The sequence below is a fragment of the Candidatus Flexifilum breve genome (assembly GCF_016713355.1).
Window position 1 is genome coordinate 1 of record NZ_JADJPI010000041.1, and the last position, 25,263, is coordinate 25,263.

27 protein-coding genes and 2 pseudogenes are annotated in these 25,263 nt (G+C 60.5%); 9 read left to right on the top strand and 20 right to left on the bottom strand.

Annotation, left to right across the window (positions count from 1 at the left end; translation table 11 throughout):
- Together IPK17_RS38005 and IPK17_RS38010 are read left to right on the top strand one after the other, a co-directional pair.
- A partial coding sequence (locus IPK17_RS38005; RefSeq protein ID WP_343422967.1) for a hypothetical protein occupies nucleotides 1–206 on the top strand: 206 nt, incomplete at its 5' end.
- Between the two features lie 179 nt (nucleotides 207–385).
- On the top strand, nucleotides 386–637 hold the full coding sequence (locus IPK17_RS38010) for a hypothetical protein (RefSeq protein ID WP_343422968.1): 252 nt from the start codon (nucleotides 386–388) through the stop codon (nucleotides 635–637).
- Nucleotides 638–1,468: 831 nt separating this feature from the next.
- Here the strand turns inward: IPK17_RS38010 and IPK17_RS38015 are convergent.
- The 8 genes and pseudogenes from IPK17_RS38015 to IPK17_RS38050 all read right to left on the bottom strand — a co-directional run bounded on the left by IPK17_RS38015 (nucleotide 1,469) and on the right by IPK17_RS38050 (nucleotide 5,676).
- Complete coding sequence (locus tag IPK17_RS38015) at nucleotides 1,469–1,756, bottom strand: hypothetical protein (RefSeq protein ID WP_343422969.1); 288 nt, start codon at nucleotides 1,754–1,756, stop codon at nucleotides 1,469–1,471.
- Nucleotides 1,714–1,977 carry a glycosyltransferase family protein gene (locus tag IPK17_RS38020; protein ID WP_343422970.1) on the bottom strand — a complete coding sequence of 88 codons (264 nt, stop codon included), beginning with the start codon at nucleotides 1,975–1,977 and terminating at the stop codon, nucleotides 1,714–1,716. Before IPK17_RS38020 ends, IPK17_RS38015 begins: the two co-directional genes overlap by 43 nt.
- Nucleotides 1,978–2,009: 32 nt before the next feature.
- Entirely contained in the window at nucleotides 2,010–2,543 is a 534-nt protein-coding gene (locus tag IPK17_RS38025) for a hypothetical protein (protein WP_343422971.1), read from the bottom strand.
- A 136-nt stretch (nucleotides 2,544–2,679) separates the two neighbouring features.
- Nucleotides 2,680–3,614, bottom strand: a pseudogene (locus tag IPK17_RS38030) (SDR family oxidoreductase).
- 191 nt (nucleotides 3,615–3,805) lie between these two features.
- Complete coding sequence (locus tag IPK17_RS38035; protein WP_343422972.1) at nucleotides 3,806–4,135, bottom strand: hypothetical protein; 330 nt, start codon at nucleotides 4,133–4,135, stop codon at nucleotides 3,806–3,808.
- Between the two features lie 5 nt (nucleotides 4,136–4,140).
- Nucleotides 4,141–4,683: an MraY family glycosyltransferase gene (locus tag IPK17_RS38040; protein WP_343422973.1), complete on the bottom strand. Its 543-nt coding sequence runs from the start codon at nucleotides 4,681–4,683 to the stop codon at nucleotides 4,141–4,143.
- Nucleotides 4,683–4,811, bottom strand: coding sequence for a hypothetical protein (locus tag IPK17_RS38045; RefSeq protein WP_343422974.1), 129 nt, complete (start codon nucleotides 4,809–4,811; stop codon nucleotides 4,683–4,685). The genes IPK17_RS38040 and IPK17_RS38045 overlap by 1 nt, the downstream gene beginning before the upstream one ends.
- A 91-nt stretch (nucleotides 4,812–4,902) precedes the next feature.
- The gene (locus tag IPK17_RS38050; protein WP_343422975.1) at nucleotides 4,903–5,676 is read right to left on the bottom strand and encodes an NYN domain-containing protein; all 774 of its coding nucleotides are present in this window, start codon (nucleotides 5,674–5,676) and stop codon (nucleotides 4,903–4,905) included.
- A gap of 481 nt (nucleotides 5,677–6,157) precedes the next feature.
- Here IPK17_RS38050 and IPK17_RS38055 point away from each other — a divergent pair, with 481 nt between their 5' ends.
- Together IPK17_RS38055 and IPK17_RS38060 are read left to right on the top strand one after the other, a co-directional pair.
- On the top strand, nucleotides 6,158–6,892 hold the full coding sequence (locus IPK17_RS38055) for a cation diffusion facilitator family transporter (RefSeq protein ID WP_343422976.1): 735 nt from the start codon (nucleotides 6,158–6,160) through the stop codon (nucleotides 6,890–6,892).
- A gap of 1 nt (nucleotide 6,893) precedes the next feature.
- Entirely contained in the window at nucleotides 6,894–7,670 is a 777-nt protein-coding gene (locus IPK17_RS38060; RefSeq protein ID WP_343422977.1) for a cation transporter dimerization domain-containing protein, read from the top strand.
- Here the strand turns inward: IPK17_RS38060 and IPK17_RS38065 are convergent.
- From IPK17_RS38065 to IPK17_RS38080, 4 genes are all read right to left on the bottom strand, one after another.
- The gene (locus IPK17_RS38065; RefSeq protein WP_343422978.1) at nucleotides 7,629–8,489 is read right to left on the bottom strand and encodes a maleylpyruvate isomerase family mycothiol-dependent enzyme; all 861 of its coding nucleotides are present in this window, start codon (nucleotides 8,487–8,489) and stop codon (nucleotides 7,629–7,631) included. The genes IPK17_RS38060 and IPK17_RS38065 overlap by 42 nt on opposite strands.
- Nucleotides 8,486–8,758, bottom strand: a complete 273-nt coding sequence (locus tag IPK17_RS38070) for a hypothetical protein (protein WP_343422979.1) — start codon at nucleotides 8,756–8,758, stop codon at nucleotides 8,486–8,488. Before IPK17_RS38070 ends, IPK17_RS38065 begins: the two co-directional genes overlap by 4 nt.
- Nucleotides 8,739–9,101, bottom strand: coding sequence for a TetR/AcrR family transcriptional regulator (locus IPK17_RS38075; RefSeq protein ID WP_343422980.1), 363 nt, complete (start codon nucleotides 9,099–9,101; stop codon nucleotides 8,739–8,741). The genes IPK17_RS38070 and IPK17_RS38075 overlap by 20 nt, the downstream gene beginning before the upstream one ends.
- A gap of 284 nt (nucleotides 9,102–9,385) precedes the next feature.
- Nucleotides 9,386–9,958, bottom strand: coding sequence for a DUF4287 domain-containing protein (locus IPK17_RS38080; RefSeq protein WP_343422981.1), 573 nt, complete (start codon nucleotides 9,956–9,958; stop codon nucleotides 9,386–9,388).
- A 181-nt stretch (nucleotides 9,959–10,139) separates the two neighbouring features.
- Here IPK17_RS38080 and IPK17_RS38085 point away from each other — a divergent pair, with 181 nt between their 5' ends.
- The 4 genes from IPK17_RS38085 to IPK17_RS38100 all read left to right on the top strand — a co-directional run bounded on the left by IPK17_RS38085 (nucleotide 10,140) and on the right by IPK17_RS38100 (nucleotide 12,733).
- Nucleotides 10,140–10,541 carry a LysM peptidoglycan-binding domain-containing protein gene (locus IPK17_RS38085; RefSeq protein WP_343419894.1) on the top strand — a complete coding sequence of 134 codons (402 nt, stop codon included), beginning with the start codon at nucleotides 10,140–10,142 and terminating at the stop codon, nucleotides 10,539–10,541.
- Between the two features lie 8 nt (nucleotides 10,542–10,549).
- On the top strand, nucleotides 10,550–11,494 hold the full coding sequence (locus IPK17_RS38090; RefSeq protein ID WP_343422982.1) for a diacylglycerol/lipid kinase family protein: 945 nt from the start codon (nucleotides 10,550–10,552) through the stop codon (nucleotides 11,492–11,494).
- A 431-nt stretch (nucleotides 11,495–11,925) separates the two neighbouring features.
- On the top strand, nucleotides 11,926–12,387 hold the full coding sequence (locus IPK17_RS38095; protein WP_343422983.1) for a hypothetical protein: 462 nt from the start codon (nucleotides 11,926–11,928) through the stop codon (nucleotides 12,385–12,387).
- Nucleotides 12,371–12,733 (top strand): protein-tyrosine phosphatase family protein, encoded by a 363-nt coding sequence (locus tag IPK17_RS38100; RefSeq protein WP_343423120.1) that lies wholly within the window; start codon nucleotides 12,371–12,373, stop codon nucleotides 12,731–12,733. Before IPK17_RS38095 ends, IPK17_RS38100 begins: the two co-directional genes overlap by 17 nt.
- Nucleotides 12,734–12,844: 111 nt before the next feature.
- On the opposite strand, the gene IPK17_RS38105 is transcribed toward IPK17_RS38100, so the two are convergent.
- The 4 genes from IPK17_RS38105 to IPK17_RS38120 all read right to left on the bottom strand — a co-directional run bounded on the left by IPK17_RS38105 (nucleotide 12,845) and on the right by IPK17_RS38120 (nucleotide 18,065).
- Entirely contained in the window at nucleotides 12,845–14,515 is a 1,671-nt protein-coding gene (locus IPK17_RS38105) for an MFS transporter (RefSeq protein ID WP_343422984.1), read from the bottom strand.
- 457 nt (nucleotides 14,516–14,972) lie between these two features.
- Nucleotides 14,973–15,788: an LppX_LprAFG lipoprotein gene (locus IPK17_RS38110; protein ID WP_343422985.1), complete on the bottom strand. Its 816-nt coding sequence runs from the start codon at nucleotides 15,786–15,788 to the stop codon at nucleotides 14,973–14,975.
- Between the two features lie 262 nt (nucleotides 15,789–16,050).
- Nucleotides 16,051–17,112: a LysM peptidoglycan-binding domain-containing protein gene (locus IPK17_RS38115; protein WP_343422986.1), complete on the bottom strand. Its 1,062-nt coding sequence runs from the start codon at nucleotides 17,110–17,112 to the stop codon at nucleotides 16,051–16,053.
- Nucleotides 17,113–17,219: 107 nt separating this feature from the next.
- On the bottom strand, nucleotides 17,220–18,065 hold the full coding sequence (locus IPK17_RS38120) for a metal ABC transporter permease (protein WP_343422987.1): 846 nt from the start codon (nucleotides 18,063–18,065) through the stop codon (nucleotides 17,220–17,222).
- A gap of 594 nt (nucleotides 18,066–18,659) precedes the next feature.
- On the opposite strand from IPK17_RS38120, the gene IPK17_RS38125 reads away from it, so the two are divergent.
- Nucleotides 18,660–19,115 (top strand): hypothetical protein, encoded by a 456-nt coding sequence (locus IPK17_RS38125; RefSeq protein WP_343422988.1) that lies wholly within the window; start codon nucleotides 18,660–18,662, stop codon nucleotides 19,113–19,115.
- 55 nt (nucleotides 19,116–19,170) lie between these two features.
- On the opposite strand, the gene IPK17_RS38130 is transcribed toward IPK17_RS38125, so the two are convergent.
- The 4 genes and pseudogenes from IPK17_RS38130 to IPK17_RS38145 form a co-directional block, all read right to left on the bottom strand.
- Nucleotides 19,171–19,533 carry an SH3 domain-containing protein gene (locus IPK17_RS38130; RefSeq protein ID WP_343422989.1) on the bottom strand — a complete coding sequence of 121 codons (363 nt, stop codon included), beginning with the start codon at nucleotides 19,531–19,533 and terminating at the stop codon, nucleotides 19,171–19,173.
- Nucleotides 19,534–19,644: 111 nt separating this feature from the next.
- Complete coding sequence (locus IPK17_RS38135; protein WP_343422990.1) at nucleotides 19,645–21,087, bottom strand: glycosyltransferase; 1,443 nt, start codon at nucleotides 21,085–21,087, stop codon at nucleotides 19,645–19,647.
- Nucleotides 21,088–21,685: 598 nt separating this feature from the next.
- Nucleotides 21,686–22,822, bottom strand: a complete 1,137-nt coding sequence (locus IPK17_RS38140) for a metallophosphoesterase (protein ID WP_343422991.1) — start codon at nucleotides 22,820–22,822, stop codon at nucleotides 21,686–21,688.
- Nucleotides 22,823–22,843: 21 nt separating this feature from the next.
- Nucleotides 22,844–25,003: pseudogene (locus IPK17_RS38145) on the bottom strand (ATP-binding protein).
- Nucleotides 25,004–25,263 lie beyond the last annotated feature (260 nt).

Sequence of the window (25,263 nt, forward strand, 5' to 3'; positions counted from 1 at the left end):
CAGCCACTGCCCGTGTTCGCCCGTATCAGCGGGTGGGATTCAGCGAACAAACGCCGCTAGCGGAATGGCTGACGGCGGGCGAACCTGACCTCTCGGCGACCGATCTGCGTAAGCCAATTGATCCCGGATCGATCGCTGCTGCTTCTCGACGGCTTGAGCGAAACCGGCGACCGTCGCTCCGGTCGATCCGCCAAGCCGGATGGTGAACAGTGGCTTATGATCCCCGCGAACGCTTTCAAACTGCTGCCAACAGCAAGCTCATCCTCAGCAGCCGCGTTCAAGAATACCGCCAGATCGGCAACAGGCAGGTTTAAGCTGCGTTGTCCGGTTAGGAAAGGCCAGACGATGATCAGATGGCGTCATATCTAGGCGACCTACCGGATTTATGGGCAGTGGTGCAAACGGACAACTTGATCTCAAAGAAAGGCTGCGCACCCCGCTGCTGCTTGGCGTTATTCGCGTCGGCTTAGAGGAGGCGAGGAGTGGCACGCGCCTTCAGGATCTGAGTGCAGGTGATCTGAATGACAAAATTTGGGATGTGTTCATTGAGCGCCGTTGGGTATTTGAGAACAAAAACGCAATCCCGAGCATCCACTGCCTTATAGTGCAGACTAAACCTGAAGGCGCGCTTGGGTAAGGCTGCTGTAGCTTCACTCGGTGATTGGCAGCGTGACAACAGGCTTATTCTCGCTAGTGATGTGGGGATCGGATGGTACTGGTTATCGACTCCGCGCTCCGGCTCGACGCTGGTACTCGTAGAGATGGGGCTGCCACAGCTTTCTGCATCTGCAGTTGCGCCGAGTATGCTCAGTTCAGTGGTCACTGGACGTTCTACGCCAACCAATAGTGAACCCTGATCGTGCTACCGCCGTAAGGGTTCTAGTGATACTAGGGATATACGGGCAGTCGGCCGTTGATCGCCGCGCTGCACGATCCGAGCGCATCCTTATCAGAGTTAACCGATGCTCTCCGGGAATTTGCAGAATGCGTCGGTAGAACCACTGATCGCTGCCCTCCGTGATCGAACGGAACTTTCCTATGGGGTAGCAGATGCGTTAGGGAAGTTGGGATGCGCGGGCGGTTGAACCCCTTATCGCTGCTTTGCACGATCCGGATAAGAATGTCCGCTATATACGGCCCATTCGCGCTAACGCAATTGAGAGATTTATGGGCAAAGTTGAACCCCTTATTGCCGCTTTGCGCGATCCCGGATAAGAATGTCCGCCGCGCTGCTGATATGCTACGGGATTCCTGGAGACGCACGGGCAGTCGGGCCATTAATCGACCGCTTCATGATCCGTACGAGGATGTCCGTGAACACGCGCTCTGGGCACTGAGCCGTTTCAAAACGATCCTTTGGCACTCTTAGCTCTCACATTCCGTCGCACAGGCAGAGGTCGAACCGCGCAGGACGACGCTAGTCCGCACAAAATCCTGTACACGGGCATAAAGTCTCCGGCGCGCAAGATCAATAAATCAACCGCTCATAGCGTTTGACCGTTTGCTCGGTCATGCGCTCCACGCTGGATGCCGTCTCCAGCCGATCCCCGACTAACCCCATATGCCGCCGCAGTGCGGAGGTCCCGCGATCGCTCCGTTGAGCGCCCGCGCCAGCGGCGGGGGGTCGCGGCGGCACGAGCTTGCCCGTCCCGCGGTGCAGCGGCCGCCAATTTCCGGGATCGCGCTCCACATTCGACGCGATGATCGGCGTTGCTACGCCATCGCTTCCAGCAGCACCAGCCCAAAGCCTTCCCACGGGCTCGGCGCGGCAACAAGATGTCGAAGGCGGCCATCAACTGCGCGGTATCCTCCGCCAACCGAGAAGTGCACGCGGTCGGCCACGCTGATCGGCGCTTCGGCTTGCGCGACCCGCGCAGATTGCCATCCCTGGCGATCACCACTGACGGCGTTCGGCGCATCCAGCCGAGCGAACGCGCGCAGGCTGGAGACCAGCCCCTTCTGCGTCAGGCGGCACACCGAGGATGGACGCGTCCGGGTTCAGCCCGAGTTCATCGACCGCTCCGAGAGGCCAGCCTCCACCTGGCAGTTGCGCGCCCGTAGTGGATGGGTGGATTTTTCTGCGCTTGACACTCTCCACGCGGATGCAGAACGCCGCACCGACTCCGAGATCGCGATTCCGGCGGAGGCCAGCCGCCACAGGATGTGTTGACGAGGCGCATGGGGATCAGCGTGCGGAACTGGTCGTCACATTGTGCCGACTGATCACCGTGCGGCGTACGCGCGCCAGCTTCGCCGCGATGCCGCCAGAGATCAGCGTGCAGCAGATGCGTATGCGCGATATCCGGCTTGGCAGGCTGGCGCAGCGCCGTTCGCAGCCGCCCGATCACGCCGAAATCGAGATGCCGCCCGATCGGCACGCGCACCACGGGCACGCCCTCCGGCGCGAACTCCTCGACGGGCTTGCCCGCTCGTGGATCAGCAGCAGCGTCGTCGACACCCGCGCCTTGAGCGCAGGCAGCAGCGTCATCAGGTGGCGCTCCGCCCCCGCGACCCGCGTCGCTTTGATGATGAACGACTTTCATAGATTACCTTCGGTACAGGACTGAGCGCTGAGGACTAAGAACTGAGTGAAAACCAGCCGCCTCTGTGCCCCTATTCCTACACGAAGCCAAGCAGGCTTACCCACCTCACTTAGTCCTTTCACCTCAGTCCTCAGTCCTATCTCTTGAGGAACCACTCAACCGTGCGCGCCAGCCCCGTGTCAAAATCGACCACCGGCGCGTAATCGAGCAGATCGCGGGCTTTGTCGGTCGCCGCGCGCGAATGCTTGATGTCGCCCGCGCGCCCTTCCTCGAAGATCGGCGTGATGTTGGTGCCGAGAATGCCGTTGATTTTGTCCACGAGGTCGAGCAGCGAAATGCGCCCCCGTCGCGAGGTTCATCATCGCGCCCGCCGCATCCGGCGCCTGAATCGCCAGCAGGTTGCCATGCACGACATTGTCGATGTACGTGAAGTCGCGGCTCTGCTCGCCGTCGCCGTAGATCGTCGGCGCTTCCCCGCGCGACATGGCGGCGACGAAGCGCGGGATCACGCGGCGGCATACTGCGAGGTTTCGTCCTGCCGCGGCCCGAACACGTTGAAGTAGCGCAGCGCGACCGTCTCCAGCCCGTACACTTCGGTGAACGACTTGCAGTAGTATTCGCCCGCCAGCTTCGCGACCGCGTAAGGCGAGAGCGGCTTCGGCGTATGTCTTCGGTTTTAAACTCGCCTTCGATGTCGCCATACGCCGACGATGAGGCCGCATAGGCCACGCGCTTCACGCCCGCGTCACGCGCTGCCAGCAGCACATTCAGCGTTCCGGTGACGTTGTATTCGTTAGACGTCAGCGGGTCGGCGACAGAGCGCGGCACCGAGGCCAGCGCCGCCTGATGGAACACATAGTCCGCCCCGGCGAACGCCGTGTCTAGCGCCGCTTTATCGGTGATGTTGACTTCGAAGACTTCCAGATCGCCGGATAACTCGGCGACATTCGTTCGTTTACCCGTGACGAAGTTATCGACAATGCGGACGCGGTGACCCTGTCGCAGTAAATGCTCGGCGATGTGCGATCCGATGAAGCCCGCGCCGCCGGTAACAACGTAAGTTTCGCTCATGCTACCTTCCTAAGTTGAAAGTTAAAAGTCGAAAGTTAAAAGTTAAAAGCGAGCACTTGATGCCACTTTTAGCTTCAGTTTGGAAGGGAGTTTGCGTTCTATCCTCGACTCCATCCCTCGCCCCTAGAGAGGATCAGCAGCAGCGTAGGCTAAACCAAGCTAAACTCAGATTGCTTTTTTACTTGCTACTTTTAACTGCTCTTCGCCGATTGTAGCTGATATTTTCGCCGCACGAACATCATAAAAATGAAGGCCGCGCCCAGCAGCGCCAGCCCGATGGCCCCGGTCAGCAGCGCCAGATTGAACGGGAACACGCTGACCGCCACGCCCATCGCCCCGAAGAACAGGCACGCGCTGTAGAGCACGAGCAGCGTCCAGCGCTGACTCAAGCCGAGGCTCATCAGGCGGTGCGACGTGTGATCCTTGCCCGCCTGCCCCGGTGATCGCCCTTCCAGCAGGCGTGTGATCACCACGAGGTGAATGTCGAACACGGGCAGCGCCAGCACGAGAATCGGCACCATCCACGTCACGCCGAGTGGCTGCTGCCCGAATTAGCTTGATGCCGAGAATCGCCAGCGTGAAGCCGAGCACCATCGACCCCCCATATCGCCCATGAAGATGGCTGCCGGGCTGAAGTTGTACACCAGAAAGCCGATGGCACTGCCTGCCAGCGCTGCGGCTGAGCGCTGACCAACGTCAAGCCTTCGTTGAAGGCGATCAGCGTGAACCAGCCCGCCGCAATCGCGCTCAGGCCGGAGGTCAGACCGTCCATGTTGTCGAGGAAGTTGAGCGCATTCGTCAGCGCGACGATCCAGAAAAGCGTCAGCAGAATGTCGAGCACGGGGAAATTGAACAGTTGAATGTGAATGCCTGCCGCGACGACGATCAGCCCGGCGGCCACCTGCGCGATCATCTTGGCCTTGATGCCCAGCTCGTAGCGGTCGTCGATCAGGCCGACGATGGCGAGCAGCGCCGCGCCGATCAAGAACGCGCCAGATCCGAGCATATAGTGCGGCGGCGTGAAGCAGATCGCAATCGCCAGCCCACCGAAGATCGCCAACCCGCCCATCAGCGGCTGCGATCCTTATGGATTTTGCGCTGATTTGGCTTATCGACCACGCCCAATCGCAGCGCCAGCGCCCGCGAGAGGGGCGTCAAGCCGAGCGATGCGGCAAACCCGACCACGAGGATCGGCACAAACAACAGGGTCCATGAATGCCTCACGACACGTTACGCGGGCATTATAGCAGATGAGTCATGATGGGGAGGATTCACCCCGGAATAACCCTCAATAAACGTAATTAACGTACCCATCCTCGATTTTGAAAATCTCTGGATATTCTCTAATCCATACACTCAATTTTGTCTTGCCAAAGCGATGTTCATAATGCTTACCGAATTGACGCAGGTTCTTGCCCATGTTTGACAGCGAGACTTTGCCATATTCCTTCTCTGTACGGTCAAAGGCTTGGACGAGTTCGGCATAGCGCGCGGATTCGAGGTGCGCATCAATTCGGCGAACCTGCTGCCCATCATACTCGAACTCTTGCGCAACGCTCTTGAGTAGTGCAGATAAGGAGTATTTTCCGAATTGCGTTTCGAAGTCCGCATACAGTTCGCGTAATCTCGTCTCGAAGTTCTGTTGGCTGATCCAAACATAAAGTTCGTTTGATAGATCAAAATAGGCAAGCCGAGCAAAGTGAAGAAATTTCCTCACGTCCTGCGGTACAACGGGATAGCGCTGTTCAAGAACTGTGAGTTCGGCAGTGAGATCTTCCAGATAATGCGTGATGTACCCAGACGCTTGCAATGTGGGGGAGGTTTTCGCTCTGTTACCCATAACATATACATATTTCCCACGAGTTTCGAGTTGATCACGAAGGGTTACGAAATCCCCATCAGCAGAAACGATGATGATGACATTTACATAGGGAAAAAAGCCATCTGCTGCCATCTCCGCCGCTTCGAAAATTAACCCGTGATCGGTCGCGTTCTTCCTGCCTCCTTTAACCTGTCGGCGTTCAATCTGCAGCGCGTCTAATTTTCTTGCGCCAACGGACACGACCAGGACGTTCCCAATCCCCATATGCACGGCAAATTTCTATTTTGCCGTAATACTCGATCAGCCTCAGTGCTTGTTCAAGGTATTTCAGTTCTGCATTATCGCTATCAGTGAGGACCGCAATTCGGTTATGTAGGGAGAGTTCAAGCATGAAATTTCCTGCTGGGGTTACCGGGGAATAAATAAACGATGATAAAAGAAAGTATATACCGTTAATAAGTGGAAATGGCTTGAAATCGCTTTTCGCCGTGCCTAAATCTCGGTTAGCGTTGGACGAACATTTGCGAAAAAGATTGTCAAAACCGGGAATCGTCCCCTACGATGGAATTATTCGTCGGGACGCAATTCATGGCGTCCGTTTATTCGCAACCTCACCCCCTAACCCCCTCTCCCAAAGGCGAGGGGGAATCTGGCGACCCGCTGCAAATCCCCTCTCCCCGGAGAAGGGATATAGGGGTGAGGTGAGTAGGGATGACTCTCAATGGATGCACGCCACCAAGTGCGCCGGGTGTTGATCATCACGCTGGTGCTCAACCTCGCCGTCGCCGTCGGCAAAATCATTGTGGGCGCGCTGACGGGCGCAGTCTCGATCACGGCGGACGGCTTCCACTCGCTAATGGACGGCTCGTCCAACCTGATCGGCTTGGGCGCGAACGCCATCGCGGGCAAACCCGCCGACGAGGATCACCCGTACGGCCATCGGCGCTATGAAACGCTCGCCGCGCTCGCCGTCGGCATCCTCTTGATCTTCACGGCATACGAGATCATCACCAGCGCCATTGAACGTCTGACCAGTGGTGAAAAGCCGGAGCTGTCGCCGCTCTCGTTTATCGTGTTGATCGCCACGCTCGGCGTCAACCTGTTCATCAGCCGCTACGAAGGCGCCGCCGGGAAGCGTCTCAACTCCGAACTGCTCATCGCCGACGCGGCGAACACAGGCGCGGACGTGTTCGTGACGCTCTCTGTGCTCGTCAGTATGGTGCTGGTCGCGTTCTTCAACTGGACGTGGGCGGACCCCGTCGCCGCGCTCATCATCGTCGTGTTGATCGGGCGGGCGGCGTGGCAAATCATCAAGCAGACGGGCGGCGTGCTGGTCGATACCGCGCCCTACAAGTCTGGGGAACTGGCACAGTTCGCGGGCGAAGTCCCCGCCGTGCGCAAGGTGATCCGCGCGCGCAGCCGGGGGCACCATCGACGCCGCCTTCATCGACATTGATGTGGAAGTCGCACCGGGCACGACCGCCGAGCAGACCGCCGCCATCACCGAAGCAATTGACGAGAAAATGCGCGCGCATCTGACGGGCATCTCCGAAGTCGAAGTGCATTTTCAGCCGAGCGGCTACGACGAACGCGATTATGCGCAAACCGCCCGCGCCCGTGCCGATGCGCTCGGCCTGAACACGCACGAAGTCCGCGTGATCGACGCCAACTACGGCAAAGTCATGGAGATGCATGTCGAAGTGCCGCCGAATCAGACGCTCGGCGAGGCGCACGAACAGGCCAGCGAACTGGAAAGCTCGATCCGTTCGGCGCTGCCGGATGTGGTCGAAGTCGTCACACACATCGAGCCCAAGCTCACCGAGTCGAGCGGCGATTTCTCCCGCGAGGCGAAAGATCTCAAGGTACAGGCGCTCACACTGCTGCGCGACCACTTCCCGACGGCGGACTGGCACGAACTGCGCGTGTCGGCGCTCAATGGCAGCGGCTACTATGCGTGTACGCTGCACGTCGCGCTCGCCGCCACTATGACGCTCGAAGACGCGCACGACCTCGCGGAACGCGCCGAGATGCTGCTGCGCCTCGAACTTCCCCGCATCGCCCGCGTCACCATCCACACCGAACCGCAGGAAGCCCGCGATTACCCTACCTCCACGCGTGGCGGAGATGTTTGCTCCTGGGGGGGGCCGGGGGGGGGGCAGATCTCGCCCGTTATCTGGAAGGCTAGGTTATCCCTAATACAACACAACCGTCTGGCGCAGAGCGCTCTCCGCTAGCTCACGCCGACCTTCGATCTGCGCCAAGCCCTGATCCAGCACCTGCTGCGCGCTAACGCGCCCGGATGCCAGCCGGTTGAACTCCAGCCCATCCATCGTGATCGTCGCTTCGGGCGGGTTGTTTCCGCCGACCAGCCATGCCCCGCCCGCCGGTCCGGTCAGGCGATACAGCACGCTCTGCCCATTCAGGCTGGCGTTCAGGGTGCGATCCAGCTCCCGCACCACCAGCGCCACGATGCGCCCGTCGTGGTCTGCCGTCTGCACCATCTCGCGCCCGGTCGCCCGGCAGATATCCGCGCGATGCATCCACATATCCCGCGTGTAAATATTGTCGATCAGATCGCCTAAGCTCACCCGCAGGTTCGAACCGGGGACCGGGATGGTCACGCGCCGCAGCAGGGCGGGAAACCGCTGCCGTCCGGCGAACGAAGCCTCCCGGTGATCGCGCATTTCGGCGATCAACTGGGCCAGCGACCACTGCGCGCGCAAATCGATCTGCCGCTGGTTCGCCGCATCGAGCCCGTTCATGCCTCGGGCCGTGTAAGCGCGGGCGCGCAGCGGGTTGAACTGATCCATGAATTCGCCGAAGCGCGTCAGCCCAAACACATGGCTGGCCTGATGCGCGATGATGTCTTTGACCGACCACAGGGTGCAGTCGGTCGGTTGGTTGAGGTCGGCGGGCGTCAGCGTTTCGACCAGCGCCAGGAACCGTTCCAATTCGACGCGCGCCAGCGGGATCACCTCAGGCGGAGCCAGCTTAGGAATGGCCGCGGCGGGTTGTGCCGCACTGTAGTCTGTGAACTGGGATACGCGTGTCATAACCTGCATTGGATGGCTCGGGTGCTAAACCGCCCCTCCCCGATGGGTAAATCGGGACTGTTGGCGAGATGCAGCGCCGTAATTCCGTGCTGGATGGCGATAAACAGGTCGAGCGCCTGATCGAGCGAAAGCCCGGGATCGAGATTTGCGGCGCGCAAGCTGTCACCTAACTGTTGGCGGCCTTCGGTGAGCGCCGCGTACATCTCGGCCATGCTCTCGTCGGAGGGGACAAAACCGGGGACATGGCGTTCAAACAGCAGTTTGAACAACTCCGGATTCTCCACCGACCATTGAACGTAGGCCGTCATCACTTGCAGCCCCTCTTCCCAGCCAGCCGCTGCTGCCGCATCCGCCCGGATCTGCGCCATGTAAGCGCGAAAATGCCGCGTACCCACCCGGAAACAAGTGATCGTAGAGCGCCAGCTTGTTCGGGAAGTACTCATAGAGCGACGGCGTCTGCATGCCGAGCATCCGCGCGATCTCGTTCAGGTTGAGCGCCGCGACTCCTTGCTCACGCATGATCTGACGGGCGGAGTTGACGATGGCCTCGATCATTTCTTCCCGGTTGCGCTGACGGCGCTGCTTGGGCGAGAGTGTCTTGCGTTCAGTCACTCAAACCTACTCCAATTTGGTTTACCTAATACAATTAGGAATACCTAGATAGTATAGGGATTTGCGTGATTGTCAAGTGGTCAATTCAGGCGGACGAGTTGGTTGGGGGAAATGGGTTTTCGTGTCGAGGGTAAGCAGGTATCAGGATGTCTCAAAAGTCGGATTCCGACCCCTCCCCGAATTCAGGGAGGGGAGCCAACAAAAGCGGTTTTTCCGCCTCAGGCAACTTGCATGCGAGTGGGGTTTCAAGCAAGCTGTACGTGGGGCAGCTGGCGCTGATCGGCTTAGTTCGTCTCGTAGGCCTGCTTGAGCCACGCGATCAGCTCATCGTCGATCTGCGCGCTGTCGGTCAGCTTGACGAGATGCGACACCATGCCGTTGAAGCCGCCTTCGGTCAGGCGTTCGGTGGGCTGCACGCCCTTGAGCTTCAGACCAACGTCAAAGCGGCTCTTGGTCGCGGGCTGCAAACAGGCGAACTGCTTGTTGCGGCGCACGCTCACATAGGCTTTCATCGGCACGAACTCGACATCATCGCCAAACCCGCGGATGATGTCGGCTAACTGATCGTAGATCGGGCGCAGCGCTGCTTTGCCCCCGGCATACTGCGCCTCGATCAGGCTGTCGCGGTCGTCTGTGGTCGCGGCGGCGCTGCTGTTGGCGGTGTGCACGATGAGGTTCGCATAGCCATAAGACAATCCGTGTTCCGTTTGCAAAAACTTGAGCATCTCGCCGTGCTTTTGTAAACCGCTGCCTTTGGCGATCGCCACCCATTGATCGATGGTCTTGCCGGTCGATTTCTCCAGATTGGCGATCATATTGGCCGTCTCGGCGGCTGGATCCCGTGGTGCTGGCATCATCTCACTCCTGACCTGCGTCTAAAAATGTAATACGTTTGTTCTGTTTTAGTAGCGTAGCATAAGTTCATTTGTTCGTCTACTAACTGCTTGAAACTTAAGCTGATCGTTAGGAAAATCTATCGTCTGGGACAGGGTGCGCTATAATGCGCCTTACAATGTCCGTTAAGCAAAGGACGAGACGATGAGAATCCTACTGGCGCTGCTCGCTTTGATGCTGCTGGCGTGCACATTGAGCAATGTTCCCCCGACGCCCACCACCGCGCCGTTCCCTACCGTGGACCCGGCGCTCCAGTTCAGCACGCCGTTCGCGCCCGATCAGACGGGCCTCGGCGCGGCCACGCCTACGCTCGATATCTCCGGCGTGGGCTCCGGCGGTGGCGCGACGCTCGCCACCAACCCGAACTGCCCGCAGCCGCCCGGCTGGATCACCTATGTGGTCGAATCCGGCGACACACTCGGCTTGCTCTCACTGCAAACCGATACGCCGGTCGCGGATCTCGCCGCGTCCAACTGCATTACCGATCAAGACACCTTGTTTGTCGGCCAAGTGATTTATCTGCCGACGCAGCCTGTCGTCCAATAGGAGCCAGCATGCCCGACTCGATCAAGACCGTCCAAGTTATCATCAACCCGGCGTCCGGACAGGATGCGCCCATGCTCGCCATCATGAACCGTGCCTTTCGCGCCGCTAAAGTCGATTGGGATGTGAAGCTCACCAAGGAAGCGGGCGATGCCGAACGCTTCGCCCGCGAAGCCATTGCGGCAGGCGTCGATGCGGTCGGCGTGTATGGCGGTGACGGCACAGTGATGGAAGTCGCTTCCGGGATGAATGGGGCGGACGTGCCCCTGGCGATCTTCCCCGGCGGCTCAGCCAACGTGATGTCGGTCGAATTGGGCATCCCCGGCAATCTCGAAGAAGCGGTCGCGCTGGTGTGCAGTGACGCGCGGCAGATCCGCCAGATTGATATGGGACGGCTCGGCGATCAGCAGATGTTCATGCTGCGGTTGGGCATTGGCTTCTTCGCGGAGACCACCAAGGGCGCAGATCGCGAGGTCAAGAACCGGGTGGGCGTGCTGGCCTATGGCCTGTCGGCGCTGCAAGCCCTGCCGAAGGCGCAGAAATCCGTTTACACCATCACGCTGGATGGCGGCGAAACTGTGCAGGCCGAAGGTATGGCCGCCTTCATCGCCAACTCGATCAACCTCGGCGTTCCCGGGCTGACGCTCACCAAGAAGGCCAGCGTGAGTGACGGTCTGCTCGACGTGATCGTGCTCAGCGACATCACCATCGGTTCGCTGATGCAGGCGGCGGCCAATGCGGTCGGGCTGGCGCAGGATCTCCCGCACTGGCAGGCCAAGTCGATCAAGCTGGAAGCTGATCCGCCGCAGAGCATTGAATGTGACGGCGAAATCATCCACGATACGCCCGTCACCGCGACGGTCGTTCCGAATGCCGTGCGCGTCATCGTCCCGAACCCGGAGACCATCGACGATGCCGCGGAGCAGGTCAAGGCGGCGGAACCGAAGGGGGATTAAGGGCAGCCTGCCTTTCCAGTCCCCTCGCCTCTAGAAGAGGGGATTTAGGGGTGAGGCTGTTATCCCCCTCTCCTTTAGGAGAGGGGTTAGGGGTGAGGTTGATCTTTCTTCTGGCCCCCCTCCCTGAATTCGGGGAGGGGCCAGGTGGTGACCAGGGGAGGTAGGGCTTTTCGTCCGTGGACGAGGCATGCCTGGCCTAGTGTCAGGGACAACACGGCCGTAACCCGACTTGCTAAAGCGAGCTTTTGCGTTCACGGAACACAGGCTTTTTGTCCAATCCAGGGAAAACAGGACGAGGCGCCGTCCCCACAGGGAGTTTTGGCGAAATAACTCCGCGTTCCAGTGGGAAACACTTAAAAACTCCCCTCCCTGACGGGAGGGGTGGGGTAGGTTATCCCCCCATTTCGTATCATCTGTTGAGAGGCGATTGTATGAGTGATCAACTGCCATCTGATCCGACCGAGTTGAAGCCATCCCCGCCCACCGCAGCCGAAAAGAAGCTGAATCCATCCGTCGACGCCAAACCCATCGAAAATCCGGTCAAGGAATTAAATCAGCCGGAAATTCCCGAAGTCATCGCTACGCCCGCCGATGTGGTCGAACCGAATCCGCTCAAGCATGCGCTGCATCTGCTCCAGCAATTGCGCAAGCAGGGGCTGTTCGTCACGCTGCTCGAAGCCGTCGACCAGATCATCCGCCGCGTCGGGGGCGCGCCGACCGAACGCTTCAGCCGGGTGACACCGCATGTCCACGTTGGCGGGCAGTTCACGCCGCGGGGCTGGCTTCTCTTGCAGAAGCGTGGCGTAACCGCCGGCGTCAGCTTACGCGGCGAATTCGACACGCGCGCGGCGGGCTTCGCGCCCCAAATACCTGCACCTGCCGACCGTCGATAACCACGCGCCGACGCAGGAAGACTTACAAAAAGGGGTCGAGTTCATCCAGGCGGAAGTTGATAAGGGCGGGCAGGTCTACATTCACTGCTGGGAAGGCGTAGGCCGCGCGCCGACCATGACCGCCGCCTATCTCGTCAGCACGGGCTGCACGCCCGCCGAAGCGTGGGGGAAAATCAAGCAGGTGCGCCCGTTCATCCGACCGAGCGTCGCCCAACTAGAGCTGATCGACTTGTACGCGGCCAAGCTGCGCGGGGTCGACGCCGCGCCGCCGCTCTCCGAGAAGCTGCCCTCCGTGCCCGAAGGCTCGATTCAGCAAGCCGCGCAGGAACAAACGACGGCGACGTAAAGACCAAGATTCAACGCAAAGGCGCAAGGACGCCAAGACGCCAAGGAAAGTTATCTAAACACACTTTGCGCCTTTCCGTCTTGGCGTCTTGGCGTTGAATCTTTTCTTTCTTTAGGTTCTTTCTTGTCTTTTCTGCAATAGAAACGCCGGGAGGAGCGCCACCGCGCAGATCACCGCGCCCAGCAAGCCGATTTCCGTCAGCACCTTGACCGTGAGATCGGCGTACACCGTGATCGCCGCGCTGGGATCAACCACCTGCGCGCCGAGCGCCACGCTCGCCAACGAGGCCAAACGCTGCGATGCGAACGCCGTCAGCGCGGACACGCTGATCGTCATGCCGAGCAAACGCATGATGATCACCAGCGCCGACGCGCTGCCGAGCTTATCCTGATCCGCCGCATTGATAACTGCCGCGCTGATCGGGGAGAACGTCAAGCCCAAGCCGATGCCCACCAGCGCCATTTCGACCGCAATCAACGAATCGGTCATGCTGAGCGTCCATGTCTGCCAGATCGCCGCGAAGCCGATCCCCGCCAGCAGCAAGCCGAGTCCCGCCGTCCATCCATTCCCAATGCGCTGACTCAGCCACCCACCGGGGATCGCCGCTAACGCCATCGGCACGGTCAGCGCGGAGAGCAGAATGCCGACTTGCAGTGCCGCTTCCGAGAGGAAGCTCGCATCTTCAATGCGAATGTTGACGAGGATCGGCACGCTCACCAGCCCGATCATCAGACAGAACCCGACGAACAGATTGGTCACCAGTCCCGCCGACAATGCCCGCCGCCGGAACACGCGCAGATCAAACAGCGGATCGCGTGACCGGAGTTCCACCACGACGAACAGCACCAGCATCACCACCGCGCCGATCAGCACGGGCGCGGCATACGGCGGCAGCCCGCCGACTTCCTCAAACGTCGTCGTATCCGCCGACACTTCGATATTCGCGCCGAGGCCGAGCACGAGCGCCGTCAGCGCCCCGATGATCAGCAGCGTGCCGAGCCAGTCAAAGCGCCCGCCGGAGCGTTCCTGCTTGACCCCGCGCAGCGCCCACCAGGTGAGTACGAGCGCGATCAGCGAGATCGGCAGGTTGATCCAGAACAGCGCGCGCCAGTCCGGCACGCCCCAGTTCAAGCCAACCGAGCGGAAGAAGTTCACAATGCCATCGCCCGACTCCGCGAACCAGCGCACCATGATTCCGCCGTACAGGTGACCGAGCACCCAGCCGAGCGTATCAATCGCGCCGATCACGCCGAGCGGCTGCGCGCGCTTTTCCTTCGGGAACAGGTCGCCGACCAGCGCCAGACTCACGGGCACTATCGCGCCCGCGCCCAACGCCTGAATCACGCGCCCGATGATGATCGTCACCAGCGCGATCTGACCGGGATCAGGCCGCGCCCCCGTCGGGCTAAAGCGGTACGCCAGATCATAAATGATCCCGGCGATCCCCGTCCGCGCCCGCGGATCGACTTCCGCGACGACGAACGAGCCGATCATGAAGATGATCAGGCAGGCGATATAGGCGCGCCGCCGCCCGACGAGATCGCTCACGCGTCCCATAAACGTCATGCTGATGGTGTAGGCCAGCAGGTAGCCCGTGACCACCCACGCCGCGTCGTCGATGACGCTCTGCACGGGCAGTTCCAGCTTGATGATGATCTCCGGCAAAAACGCCGAGACAATCGTCAAATCCAGCGAGCCGACGAACACGGGAATCGCCACCAGCGCCAACACCAGCCACGGGTTGATCCGGCGCGGGGCGTTAATCATCTGTGTTTGCTGCATACATGCTCCTCGATTCAACCTCACCCCCTTGGGGGGGGGGCCGGGGGGGGGGCTCCCGTTTGGCGGGGTCGCTCCACCAACGCCCCATCTTTCTCCCCTCTCCTCTTTTCGGAGAGGGGATTTAAGGGTTGTCCGGTACTCAGATGGTCTGACCCCACCCCCAGCCCCTCCCCGAATTCAGGGAGGGGAGACAGAAAAGACCGCTTTCGCCCCTCTCCCCGCTTGCGTGGGAGAGGGGTTGGGGTGAGGGGTGAACCGCCGTCACTCTTGTTGAAGTATAGAAAACCTTCAATCAATACCGGACAAGCCTATTTAGGGGTGAGGTTGGACAAAACGCTAATTCTGAAATAACCTCACGCCTCGTTCCTTCACCAACGCCCCTATCTGTCTCCCCCTCCCTGAAAGGGGGAGGGCCGGGGGTGGGGTCGGAAACAACGATCATATCCTAACGTCAGGTCTACGACCCGTTCCCCAGCAGACTCGGCGCGCTGACGCCTTCCGTCGCTTCGGGCGTGACCTCCGCCGTCGCTTCGAGCTGCGGCACGTTCAAATCTGGCGCGGCGTTCACGTCATAGATGTCGATGATCCACTTAACAGGCTCGGCTTCCTGACCCGGTTCGGGCGTTTCCGCATACGGGCTGTTGAACTCGCTGATTTCAAAGCGCACGGGGAAGCGCGTCTCACGCTGCACATACACGTCGACGGTCACATCGCCGACCGGCTCGATCAGCCCGGCGAGCAGCGCCGCCACCTGATCGCCCTGCGCCCGCGAGCTGATGTGGTACACCGACGCGCCATTATCGAGCGTTTCTTCGCCCACATATTCCAGTTCGATCAGCGCGTTGAGCGCCGACTGGAAGCCGGTGTCTTCGGCGATCAGCGTTTCCGGGTTGAAGCCCGGCGCAAACGCCGCGTTGACCCAGTTATCGCCCGTCCACACCGCCGAATACCATTGATCCATGCCGCGGGAATACACGGAAATCTCAATCGGCAGGCCGAGCGCGATCACGCGGATGCGCGCCTGCATCTCTCGCGGCGCGACGTACTGCGCGGTGGCGCGGCGGAACAAGACCGGGGCGTATTCGGTGTAAATGGTGTAATTCGGGCCTTCTTGATTCACATCAATGCGGAATGTTTCGGCGGCGCGAATGTTGTTCGCCGCCTCGGTGATGAGCGCCAGCGAATCGACGGTCGCTTCCGCTTCGGGCGTGGGGTTTCCGTTGCAAGCCGCCAGCAGGGTGACGAGCGCAAGCAGGCTGATCAGTCGCAGCACGGGTTTTCCTTCCTCAGACAATCATGCTCTGGGATTATACGCACGCCGAGGAAGGATCGTTACACCCAACGCGAGAATCTTAGAGGCTTTTCACAAACCCCGAACAATGGAGCGCATTATTCCCCTCTCCTAAAGGAGAGGGCCAGGGGCTGAGGAGGACGGTGTCAATCTTAACTCTCCTCCCTGAATCCAAGGAGAGGGCTAGGGTGAGGTTAGTCTCTTTCCCCTCTCCTAAAGGAGAGGGGCAGGGGTGAGGTTGTATCTACGACATGCCGACGGGCGTTGGCCCGGGCGATCCGTTCAGATACCCGTCGCCGCCGCGGAACAGATCCTCATCGCTGATGATGGCACGCGGCGCGACTCCGGCGGGCGCGGCTCCTTCGGCGCTGCTCGCGCCTTCGGCGTCCGCTTCCTGAATCAGCAGGTACTGTCCGACCGAGATGAAGCGCGGACTGCGCAATTGCGGGTTGAGCGCCATGATCTCGTCGATGGTGACGCCATACGCGTAACCGATCGCCGCCATGGTGTCGCCCGGCATAATCAGGTGGCGGATCGAGCCGTCCGCTTGGGGCGGCTGCGCCACGACGAACGACGCGGTCGCCGGGGTCGGGACGGCGGTCGGGACGCCGGGGACCGGAGCCGCCGCGCCACCCGCGCCGCCCACGGTCAGCGAGGCATCGTCAAAATACGCGCGGTTGATGTCGGCGGGCCACGCCTGCGTGACAAAAATGAACAGCGTCGCGCTCGTCCCGTTGGCGGTGGCGCTCACGGTCGCCTGTTCCCAACGCTGATGCGGCTGGATGTTGTTCGACCACACGACTGCCGGATCGTAGGGGTTGGTGCCGCCGTTCGGGTCGATGCCCACGCGCACGTACACGCCCGATTCGACCGCCGAGCCGCAGTTATCCGCGATGAAGTTGCCACTCGCGTCTTTCGCAATATTGCAGGTGTGCACCCATGCCCACGCGCTCCCGACCAGATTGGCGCGATTCGGCACGGTCACCGTCTGGTAGACCGCCGCCGTGTAGGTGACATAACCACCGTTCAGGTTCTGCGACTTGGTGCCGCTGTGAATCTCCGGCGGCGCTGGGTGCGGGAACGCGAACAGGCGATCCGAGCGATTCTGCCATTCGTAATTGCGCGGGCTGTCTACCGACCACAACCCCCACGGGGCAGCGGTGTTCAAGTCCGGGCGGCCGCGCGCGACATATGCGCCTTCAAAGCCCGGGTCTTGCAGCAGGTTACCGTCCTGCGCGGAGGTGGTCAGGGTGGTCACTGCCAGCAGCGCAACCAGCCCAATGATCAAGAAGCGAAACCAACGCATGCGTCTATACTCCAGTTCACTTTTGGCGTAGGAACCCGCGGCGGCGCGTCTGTAAAGCGTCCCTACAGGGGATTCATTTCGTGTCTGTTCCAAAGTGTAACGCGAAATCAGCGGCGGGAAAGCACTGTTTTCCCTACGTAGGAGAGAATGAAAATCGCCGTGAGCGTGAGCACAATGGTCGCACTGGGCGCAATCCCGTTGATGTGCCACGCGAGGTACATGCCGACCACGCCACCAACCGCGCCAATCAGCGCGGCGACGATCATCATTTGCCACATCCGCTTGACCCAGAAGCGCGCCGCCGCCGCGGGGGTGACCAGCATCGCCGCCACCATCGCCACGCCCACCGCCCGCAGGCTGATCACGACCGTGAGCGCCAGCAGCACCAGCAAGGCGATCCGCAGCGGTTCGCCGGGCAGGCGCAGGGTATGCGAGAGCGTCGGGTCAAACGAGATGATCAGGAATTCTTTGTAGAGGAGGATCACCGTGACGATCACGATCAGGCCGATGCCCGCGATCAGCACCAGATCGTCGTTGCCAACCGCCAGCACGTTGCCGATCAGGATATGCGTCAGGTCGGCGGTGTAGTTGTTGGCCGTCGAAATGAGCGCGATTCCGAGCGCCAGCGCTCCGGCAAAGATCACGCCGATGGCCGTGTCCTCGCTCAATTTGCCGCCGCGCGTCAGCCAGCCAATCCCGAGCGCGGAGATCACGCCTGCGCCCAATCCACCGATCAGCACCCAGCCCGGATCACCGTTGCTGGCGAGGTAGCCGATGGCGACGCCCGGCAAAATGGTGTGCGCGAGCGCATCGCCGAGGAAGGCCATGCCCCGCGTGACGACGAAGGCGCCCATCACGCCGCTGACCACGCCGATCAAGATGACCGCCAGCATGGCCCGCTGCATAAACGGGAGCGTGAGGGGGTCAATGAGAAGCTGCTGTACTACGTCCATGCCAAACCTGAGCCCATGTCTCAATTAGAGTAGCAATCATAGCCGATTTGTGGGCGATTTTGAAGGGAATCCGCGCCGCGGGGGAGTGTTGGTCAGAGGGAGGAGTTTGAGATCGAGCGGTGGTAGGGACACCGCATTAAATGTTCAATGTAAAGTCGGTGCAACAGACTCGCTGTTGCGCGTCCGTGAACCAAGTTTTCCATCACAACCATACTGCAATGCACCCGAGTATTAAAACTACATCTTTCAATTTATTCGGGAAAGAACTGGTGCTGATCTCTTATTTTCTCCCCGTCTTCTCTTTTGGGAACAGGAGTTAGGGAGCGGTTGCACTTAAGGTCTATTCGGGCGCATCTCAATGATTAAGATCACCCACGCCTCAATGCTTTTCAGAGCCGGTCTGAGGTCACTTTTTCCCCTCATTTCAAGGCCAAACCTCACCCAAAATCGGTCAAAAACGAACTGGTCTGTCCTGCCCCGCCGTGATCCGCCCCATGACATTCAACCTCCCCAAACTTGGATGAAGATAACTCCCAATTTACCCCCACTTAACATTACACTAAAGGTAAATAGGAAACTTTTAGGAGTAATACCATGTTACAACCGACCGTGATGGTGCAAATGGCAGATGTACGCTGGACGACTGCCGCCGTCGAGGTAGCGGCGCGGCGAGCCAAGGAGATCGGCGCTGAAATTGCGCTGGTTGAGATGATCGCCTGCGAACGGCTGAACTGGCAGGGAATTGAAGCGCACGACTATCAATTCTCGTCGTCGGAACGCGAAAACATCAAGAGCTATAAGGCCATCGCTGCGCGCTTTGGCGTGCCGGTCTCGGTGCATGTGTGCAGATACGAATCGTTGACCGAAGCGATTGCGCAGGCCGCCGATGAACTGGATGCCGAATCTGTATTCGTCACCCTACCTCATACCCTCATTCCGTTCGTGCATGAACGCCAGGTCTTGCAGTTGAATCACCTGCTGGAAGAGCATTATCATCACCTGTTCACCGTGAACGCCCGGGTGAATGAACCTGAAATCGCCGCCGTCTAACGGGTACGCGAATCAAAAAGGACGAGGCCTGCCTCGTCCTTTGTTTTCACCCGGCTTACAACCCCGGCGGATACACCTCAACGTAGTACGACGTATTGTCCCCTTCGGCAATCCAACCGACCGTGCCCTCATGATCGACGCGATACCACGCGTAACGTTCACTGCACACGGGGCCTTGCAGCACAAAGAAGATCTCATTCGAGGGGATTTGCGCGATGCGGTCGTTCTCCGTGCCGGGCGCGGCCCGCATGTTGACCGGACGCGGATCCTGCGTCGAGACGCGGGCGCGCTCATGTACGATCAAGCGGGTCGGCGGGGCATTCGGGCACATCGGCTCGGGCGTAGTCGTCTGCGCCTGCGCCACGACGCCCGCCGCGATCACCACCCCTAACGCCAGCAACCATCCGATTAGCCGCATCTGCACCCCTTACCAATCCACGCTTCGTAGGGACACGCTGTCCATTGTATAAGGCTTATCAATCTGCCAGCCCCTCTCCCTTGGGAGACGGGCTGGTGGTGAGGCGACGCTTTACTGTGTCCGCGTGCCGAAGCCGAGCGCGTCGCGCGCACCCCAGTAGGCCATCACACCAAACGCGACCGCATACACCAGCAGATAGGGAATATACCCCGGCGCATAGCGCGCCGCGACCCACACACCCCACAGCGCATAGGCCGAAAACAGCACTTCCCACAAAAAGCCGCGCTGCTTCATCAGGCCGCCATAACCGTTCGGGTTGCGCGCCTTGACCGACGCGAACTTCGGCGTGCGCTTGAACTCTTCGCGTCGATTCAGCAGCCCGCTGATCACTGCGCGGCTGTTGCTCCACGCCATCCCTGTGCCGAGCGCCACCAACGCGGGCAGCGCCAGAATTTTCTGCTTCCAATTGCCGTACAGCGCCTGCTGACTGATGATGTACAGCAGCGGTGGGAACAACCCGACTAAGCCGAGCACGCCCAGGCTCAAATGCTGGATCGCATGCATGATCAGCAGCGGCGGCGTGAGCAGAATCATCAGCATGATCACGGGGTTGACGAGGTACTGGCACAGATGCATCGTCGCCATGAGCCGCTGCCCCAGCGTGAGGCGCGGATGCCGCCACACGGGGAAGATCATCAAGCGAAAGACCTGCGTGCCGCCCTTCGCCCAGCGCGCTTGCTGCTGCTTATACGCGGCGATGTGTTCCGGCAGTTCCCCCGGCACCACCACATCGGGCATATAGGCAAACCGCCAGCCGAGCAGCTGCGCGCGATAGCTCAGGTCGAGGTCTTCGGTCAGCGTTTCATCGCGCCAACCGCCCGCCTCGTTGATCGCGTTGACGCGCCACACCCCGCCGGAGCCATTGAAGTTCATCAGCAGACCAGCGCGGCTGCGCGCCGTCTGTTCAACCACAAAGTGCCCATCGAGCGCCAGCGCCTGACCTTTCGTCAGCGCGTTGTCGTCCGGGTTGAGGTGCCCCCAGCGCGTCTGCACCATGCCGATCTTCGGGTTGCTCACCAGAAAGGCGACAGTCCGCTGCAAAAAGTCGGGCTGCGGCACGAAGTCCGCGTCCAGCACGGCGATATATTCCACATTGAGGAGGGTCATGCCGTACGCTAACGCCCCCGCTTTGTAACCTTCGCGGTTCGGTCGACGCACATGGGCGATATTCACGCCCTGCTGCTGCAAAGCAGCGACCGTCCGGGCGACCAGTTCGGTCGTCGAGTCGGTCGAGTCGTCCAGGATTTGAATCCATAACCGGTCACGTGGATAGTCCAACGCCGCCACAGCGTGCAGCAGCCGCTCCACGACGAAGAGTTCGTTGTAGATCGGCAGTTGGACGGCGACGGTTGGAAAGTTATGCAATTGTAAAGGCGTAACAACCTCGTTACGGTAGCGTAGATAAGCGATCAGGAGAACGGTTGTGCCTAGGGCGAACGCCGTCAATGCAAATGCGCACACCACGTACACGGCAGTCAACAGGGCTAACAGCATAGGCTTTATCTGCCTGCATTTTCCGGTACAAACCATATGCAGTGTATCAAAACGCCTTACTAATGACAAGCGACAACCGAGCACCGCTCTCCAAGCTCTCATAGAAATAGGCCACAAGTTCTAGGCCGCTCTCCGCTAAAAGTTGGACACCGCCGCGACCCCTTCCCCAATTCAGAGACGTGAGCCAACAACATAAGCCAAGACACGTTTGTCTTCGTAGGGACGCGATTTAGAGGGTGTCCAATTAGGTTGTTATCTGTAGGGACGAGGCATGCCTCGTCCATGAACCTAGTTCACAATTGGTGAAAATGCTCAACCTCACCCCCAACCCCTCTCCTAGAGGTTGACAGAGGACAGTTTTAACATTGGGAGCCATGTAAGGCCCACCGGTTTGAGGGGAAACAGATTTCGTAACGGACGCGCAACGGCGCGTCCACGTTTTGCCCTCAACGGACGCCCCTTGGAAGCGCTATCCTCTCGATTGTTAAAAGTGTCCTGTCCTCAACCTAGAGGAGAGGGGAGACGTGCGCAGATCTTAAGTCCCCTCGCCCTTGGGAGAGGGGATTTAGGGGTGAGGTTAGGCAAAGTGCCGCTTGCGTTACAGCACTTTCCACAAAATGACCTCGGGCGGGCACAAAAAGCGCGCGCGCGGTGCGCCATACCCTTCCAGGCCGACGCCCCGCGACACGTAGAGCGTCATCCGCCCGACGGTGTAGCGCCCCATCACATACTGCATGCCGAGCTGACTCGCCGAGAGCAGCGCGCCCACCAGCGGCAGACGAATCTGCCCGCCGTGCGTATGCCCGCTCAGCATCCAATCGATCCCCGCGGCGGCGGCTTCCGGCGCGATATCCGGCGAATGCGCCAGCAGCAGTTTGAGGCCGCCCGCCGGCGCGGTCTGCAGGGCGGTCTGTAAGGCGGCGCGGTCGGTCGGCAGGTCGTGCGTGGTGATCAGCCCGAGGATGTGCAGCGCGCCGTCGGGAGTCACCACGGTATGCCACGCGTTGAGCAGCAGCGTGAGGTTCTCCAACCCGGCGACGAAGGCGTGCACGCGCTCGGGCGGTTCGACACCCGGCGTCCCCGGCACGCAGTACACGCCGAGCGGCGCCTGCCATTCCCCGATGATCGTGCGGATGTCAGCTTCCGCCTGCGAATCATGCGTGTACGACAGGTTGACGAAATCGCCCGTAAAGACGATCACGTCTGGTTTCAGCAGATGAATCAATCGGTTGAGCTTACGTTCGCGGTCGGTGATGCGCTCGACGTGAATATCGCCAATGTGCAGCACCTTAATCGGCGTCGACCAGCCCGCCGCGGTCAGCGTTTCGTGCGTCACGCCGAGGCGGAACGGCTCGACCCAGGTGGCGTAACCCGCCGCGCCGAGGATCAGCCCCACGACGGCGACCGCCCCGACCCAGTCCGCGTTGAGCAGACCGAATCCGAGCATGACCAGCGTGATCGCCGCAGCGAGCGCCAGCGTCGTCGCTTTTTCCGGGCCAAAGCTGCGCCGCTGCCGGGGCAGCAGGCGCAGCATGAACCATCCGCCAAAACTGGCGATCCCCGTGCTCACTCCGGCGGTCAGCGCCGCCCCTTGATCGCTCCAGGCGAGCGCGGCCAGCCCCGCGCCGCCAAGCAGCAGTGCCGCGACGACGGCATCCGGCAGCCTCTGGAGGTTGCGCGTCGTCACCAGCACCGTATGCAGCAGCGACGGCGGTTCCGTATGTTGTGCTGTCAATGTATCTTCAACCCTGATCTGTCAACCAAGCCCTGAATCTACCACATTTGGCGGATCATCCTCCGGCAGCGCTGCTGCACCCGGCGCCAGCTGCAGGCTGACCGTGAAGCAGCTCCCCTTGCCCGGCTGACTCGTCACCTGAATCTCGCCATTGTGCAGCGTGACGATTTGCTGGACGAGGCTCAAGCCCAGCCCGGTCCCCGCGACATCACTCACCACGCGGTAGAACGGTTCAAAGATGTGCGGCAGATGTTCTCACGCGATTCCGACGCCTGAGTCCTGAATATCGACATGTGCCCGGCCATCGATCACCCGCAGACTCACCGTGATCCCGCCCTTGACCGTGTAATTGATCGCGTTCGTCACCAGATTCGTGAACACCTGAATCAAGCGCTCGCCATCCGCGCTGACCATGATCGGCGGGCTGTCCACATCTAAAGTGAGTGTCAGCCCCTTTTGCTCGGCTTCGGGACGCTGCAAGTCGGCCACCCGCCGCAGCAAATTGACCAGATCGAGCGGCTGAAAGCGTACATTGATCAAGCCGCGTTCCAGCCGCGTCCGGTCGAGCAGATCTTCGACCAGCCGCTTCATGCGTTCCGCGACTTCCTCCAGCACGGGCAGTTGTTCGGGCAGGGTTTCCGGGCGTTTGCGCAGCAGATACAGGCGCGTCTTCAAGTTGGTGATCGGCGTGCGCAGTTCGTGCGAGGCATGCGCCACAAACTGTGACTTTTGCAGCGCCAGTTCGCGCTCCAGACTGATGTCGCGCAGCAGTGTCACCGAGCGCAGCGCCGCCTGCCCACGATTCCCCATCGGCGATACCGTGAGCCCGGCGTAGAACGTCGTGCCATCCTTGCGCACCAGGCGCGTCTCACCGCGCCACACACCATGCTTCCAGATCATGAGCGGCATGGCGCGGATCTGCTGCAGTTCGCCCGTGTTCAACCCTGGGTCGCGCAGGCTGTCCAGCGTCTTGCCGATCAATTCCTGCTGCGTGTACCCGGTGAGCGCTGCCATCGCCGCGTTCGCATACTGGATGTACGCGCCTTCGGTGTAAAAGATACCTTCGCCCGTCGCGTCGAGAATCGCCCGCAGCCGTGTGTGCGTCAAATGGAGCTGCGCCGTGCGCTCATTGACCTCTTTTTCGAGGTCGGTCGCGTAGCGCCGCGTCTCGTCGAATAGGCGCGCGTTGCGAATCGCGATGGCCGCTTGAACTGCGAACGTCGTCAGCAGCCGCGCCTGCGCGGGGGTGAACGCCCCCGGTCGTTCATCGCTCAGATTCAGAAAGCCGATGGTCTCGCCTTCGAGCCGGATCGGCGCGCTCAGTTCCGCGCGAATCCAATCCACCACCGGAATCGGCACCCACTCCGGATGCGCCGCCGTGTCCTCAATCAAAATAGTCTCGCCCGAGGCGATCATCTGCCGCAGATTAGCGAATTGACTCAGTGGAAAGCGCAGATCCAGCACTTGCTGTTCAATGCCGCGCGTTTGAAACCCGCGCAGACGCACGATGCGCGCCACGCCATTTTCGATCAGCATGATATCGCTGGAACTTGACGGCACAATCCCGGCGATCTGCTGCAAAATCCGGTCGAGCACCTCTTCGAGATCCAGCGTGCTCGACAAAATGGCTGTCATTTCGGTCAGCGCTTCGGCGAGGCGGCGCGCATCATGCACCTCGCGCAGCGTCTGCTGGAGTTCATTCTCATTCTCGCTGCGTACATAGGCGATGGTTTGCAGTGAGAGGAAGACGCCCACGTACAGAATCGTCACAAACAGGACGTAGGTCGTCTCGCCGGGGTGAAACCACGGGTATATTGCCATCGAAATGCAATAGGTCAGCAGCGCGCCGAGACTGGCGAGCCGCGTCCCATACAGCACAAAGATCATCCACAGGCAGATGATGTACCACACCAGCACGATAACCCCGACCGCAATGGGCTCGCTCGGAGGCGCGAAGAAGGTCGACACGGGCAGCAGCAGTGCGGTGATCACGGCCAGCAGCGGCGCAATCCTCCACCAGCGCGTGCGCAGCAGCCCATAGCTGATTCCCAAACCCAGCACGCCGATCCACAAGTTTGGGCGGGGCGTTCCCATCCAGAGCCGCGCAATAATCGCGCCGATCAGCAGCGGCAGCACCAGCAGAATCGTCAGCGCCAGCATCCGCGCTTGTTGGCGGGCCATGGGGTCGGTGATATGCGCTGGGGGTTCGGTGAGTTTACGCCAGAGCGCCAGTCTCCGGCGGGGCTTCGGCACTGTTGAAGTCAAAGTGCTTGTTCCTGACGTCGTACGGTCATTTATAAGACATCAATCATATCCTGAAAGCGGCAGCAGATCACACTCACGAAGGCCGGGCACGGGAATAATGTTTGCTCAAAACCATGTCAATACGCGCAGACGCCCCTCACTCACGCTCGGGGAGGGGCCGGGGTGCTAACAGGGGT

Excerpts from the sequence above, each read along its gene's own strand:
- IPK17_RS38085 (WP_343419894.1), top strand. The coding sequence starts at position 10,140 with ATGAGAATCCTACTGGCGCTGCTCGCTTTGATGCTGCTGGCGTGCACA.
- IPK17_RS38120 (WP_343422987.1), bottom strand. The coding sequence starts at position 18,065 with ATGGACGTAGTACAGCAGCTTCTCATTGACCCCCTCACGCTCCCGTTT.
- IPK17_RS38090 (WP_343422982.1), top strand. The coding sequence starts at position 10,550 with ATGCCCGACTCGATCAAGACCGTCCAAGTTATCATCAACCCGGCGTCC.
- IPK17_RS38065 (WP_343422978.1), bottom strand. The coding sequence starts at position 8,489 with ATGACACGCGTATCCCAGTTCACAGACTACAGTGCGGCACAACCCGCC.
- IPK17_RS38035 (WP_343422972.1), bottom strand. The coding sequence starts at position 4,135 with ATGGTGCCGATTCTCGTGCTGGCGCTGCCCGTGTTCGACATTCACCTC.
- IPK17_RS38010 (WP_343422968.1), top strand. The coding sequence starts at position 386 with ATGGGCAGTGGTGCAAACGGACAACTTGATCTCAAAGAAAGGCTGCGC.
- IPK17_RS38025 (WP_343422971.1), bottom strand. The coding sequence starts at position 2,543 with ATGAAAGTCGTTCATCATCAAAGCGACGCGGGTCGCGGGGGCGGAGCG.
- IPK17_RS38040 (WP_343422973.1), bottom strand. The coding sequence starts at position 4,683 with ATGGGCGGGTTGGCGATCTTCGGTGGGCTGGCGATTGCGATCTGCTTC.
- IPK17_RS38125 (WP_343422988.1), top strand. The coding sequence starts at position 18,660 with ATGTTACAACCGACCGTGATGGTGCAAATGGCAGATGTACGCTGGACG.
- IPK17_RS38115 (WP_343422986.1), bottom strand. The coding sequence starts at position 17,112 with ATGCGTTGGTTTCGCTTCTTGATCATTGGGCTGGTTGCGCTGCTGGCA.
- IPK17_RS38130 (WP_343422989.1), bottom strand. The coding sequence starts at position 19,533 with ATGCGGCTAATCGGATGGTTGCTGGCGTTAGGGGTGGTGATCGCGGCG.
- IPK17_RS38135 (WP_343422990.1), bottom strand. The coding sequence starts at position 21,087 with ATGCTGTTAGCCCTGTTGACTGCCGTGTACGTGGTGTGCGCATTTGCA.
- IPK17_RS38105 (WP_343422984.1), bottom strand. The coding sequence starts at position 14,515 with ATGCAGCAAACACAGATGATTAACGCCCCGCGCCGGATCAACCCGTGG.
- IPK17_RS38080 (WP_343422981.1), bottom strand. The coding sequence starts at position 9,958 with ATGATGCCAGCACCACGGGATCCAGCCGCCGAGACGGCCAATATGATC.
- IPK17_RS38055 (WP_343422976.1), top strand. The coding sequence starts at position 6,158 with ATGGATGCACGCCACCAAGTGCGCCGGGTGTTGATCATCACGCTGGTG.
- IPK17_RS38095 (WP_343422983.1), top strand. The coding sequence starts at position 11,926 with ATGAGTGATCAACTGCCATCTGATCCGACCGAGTTGAAGCCATCCCCG.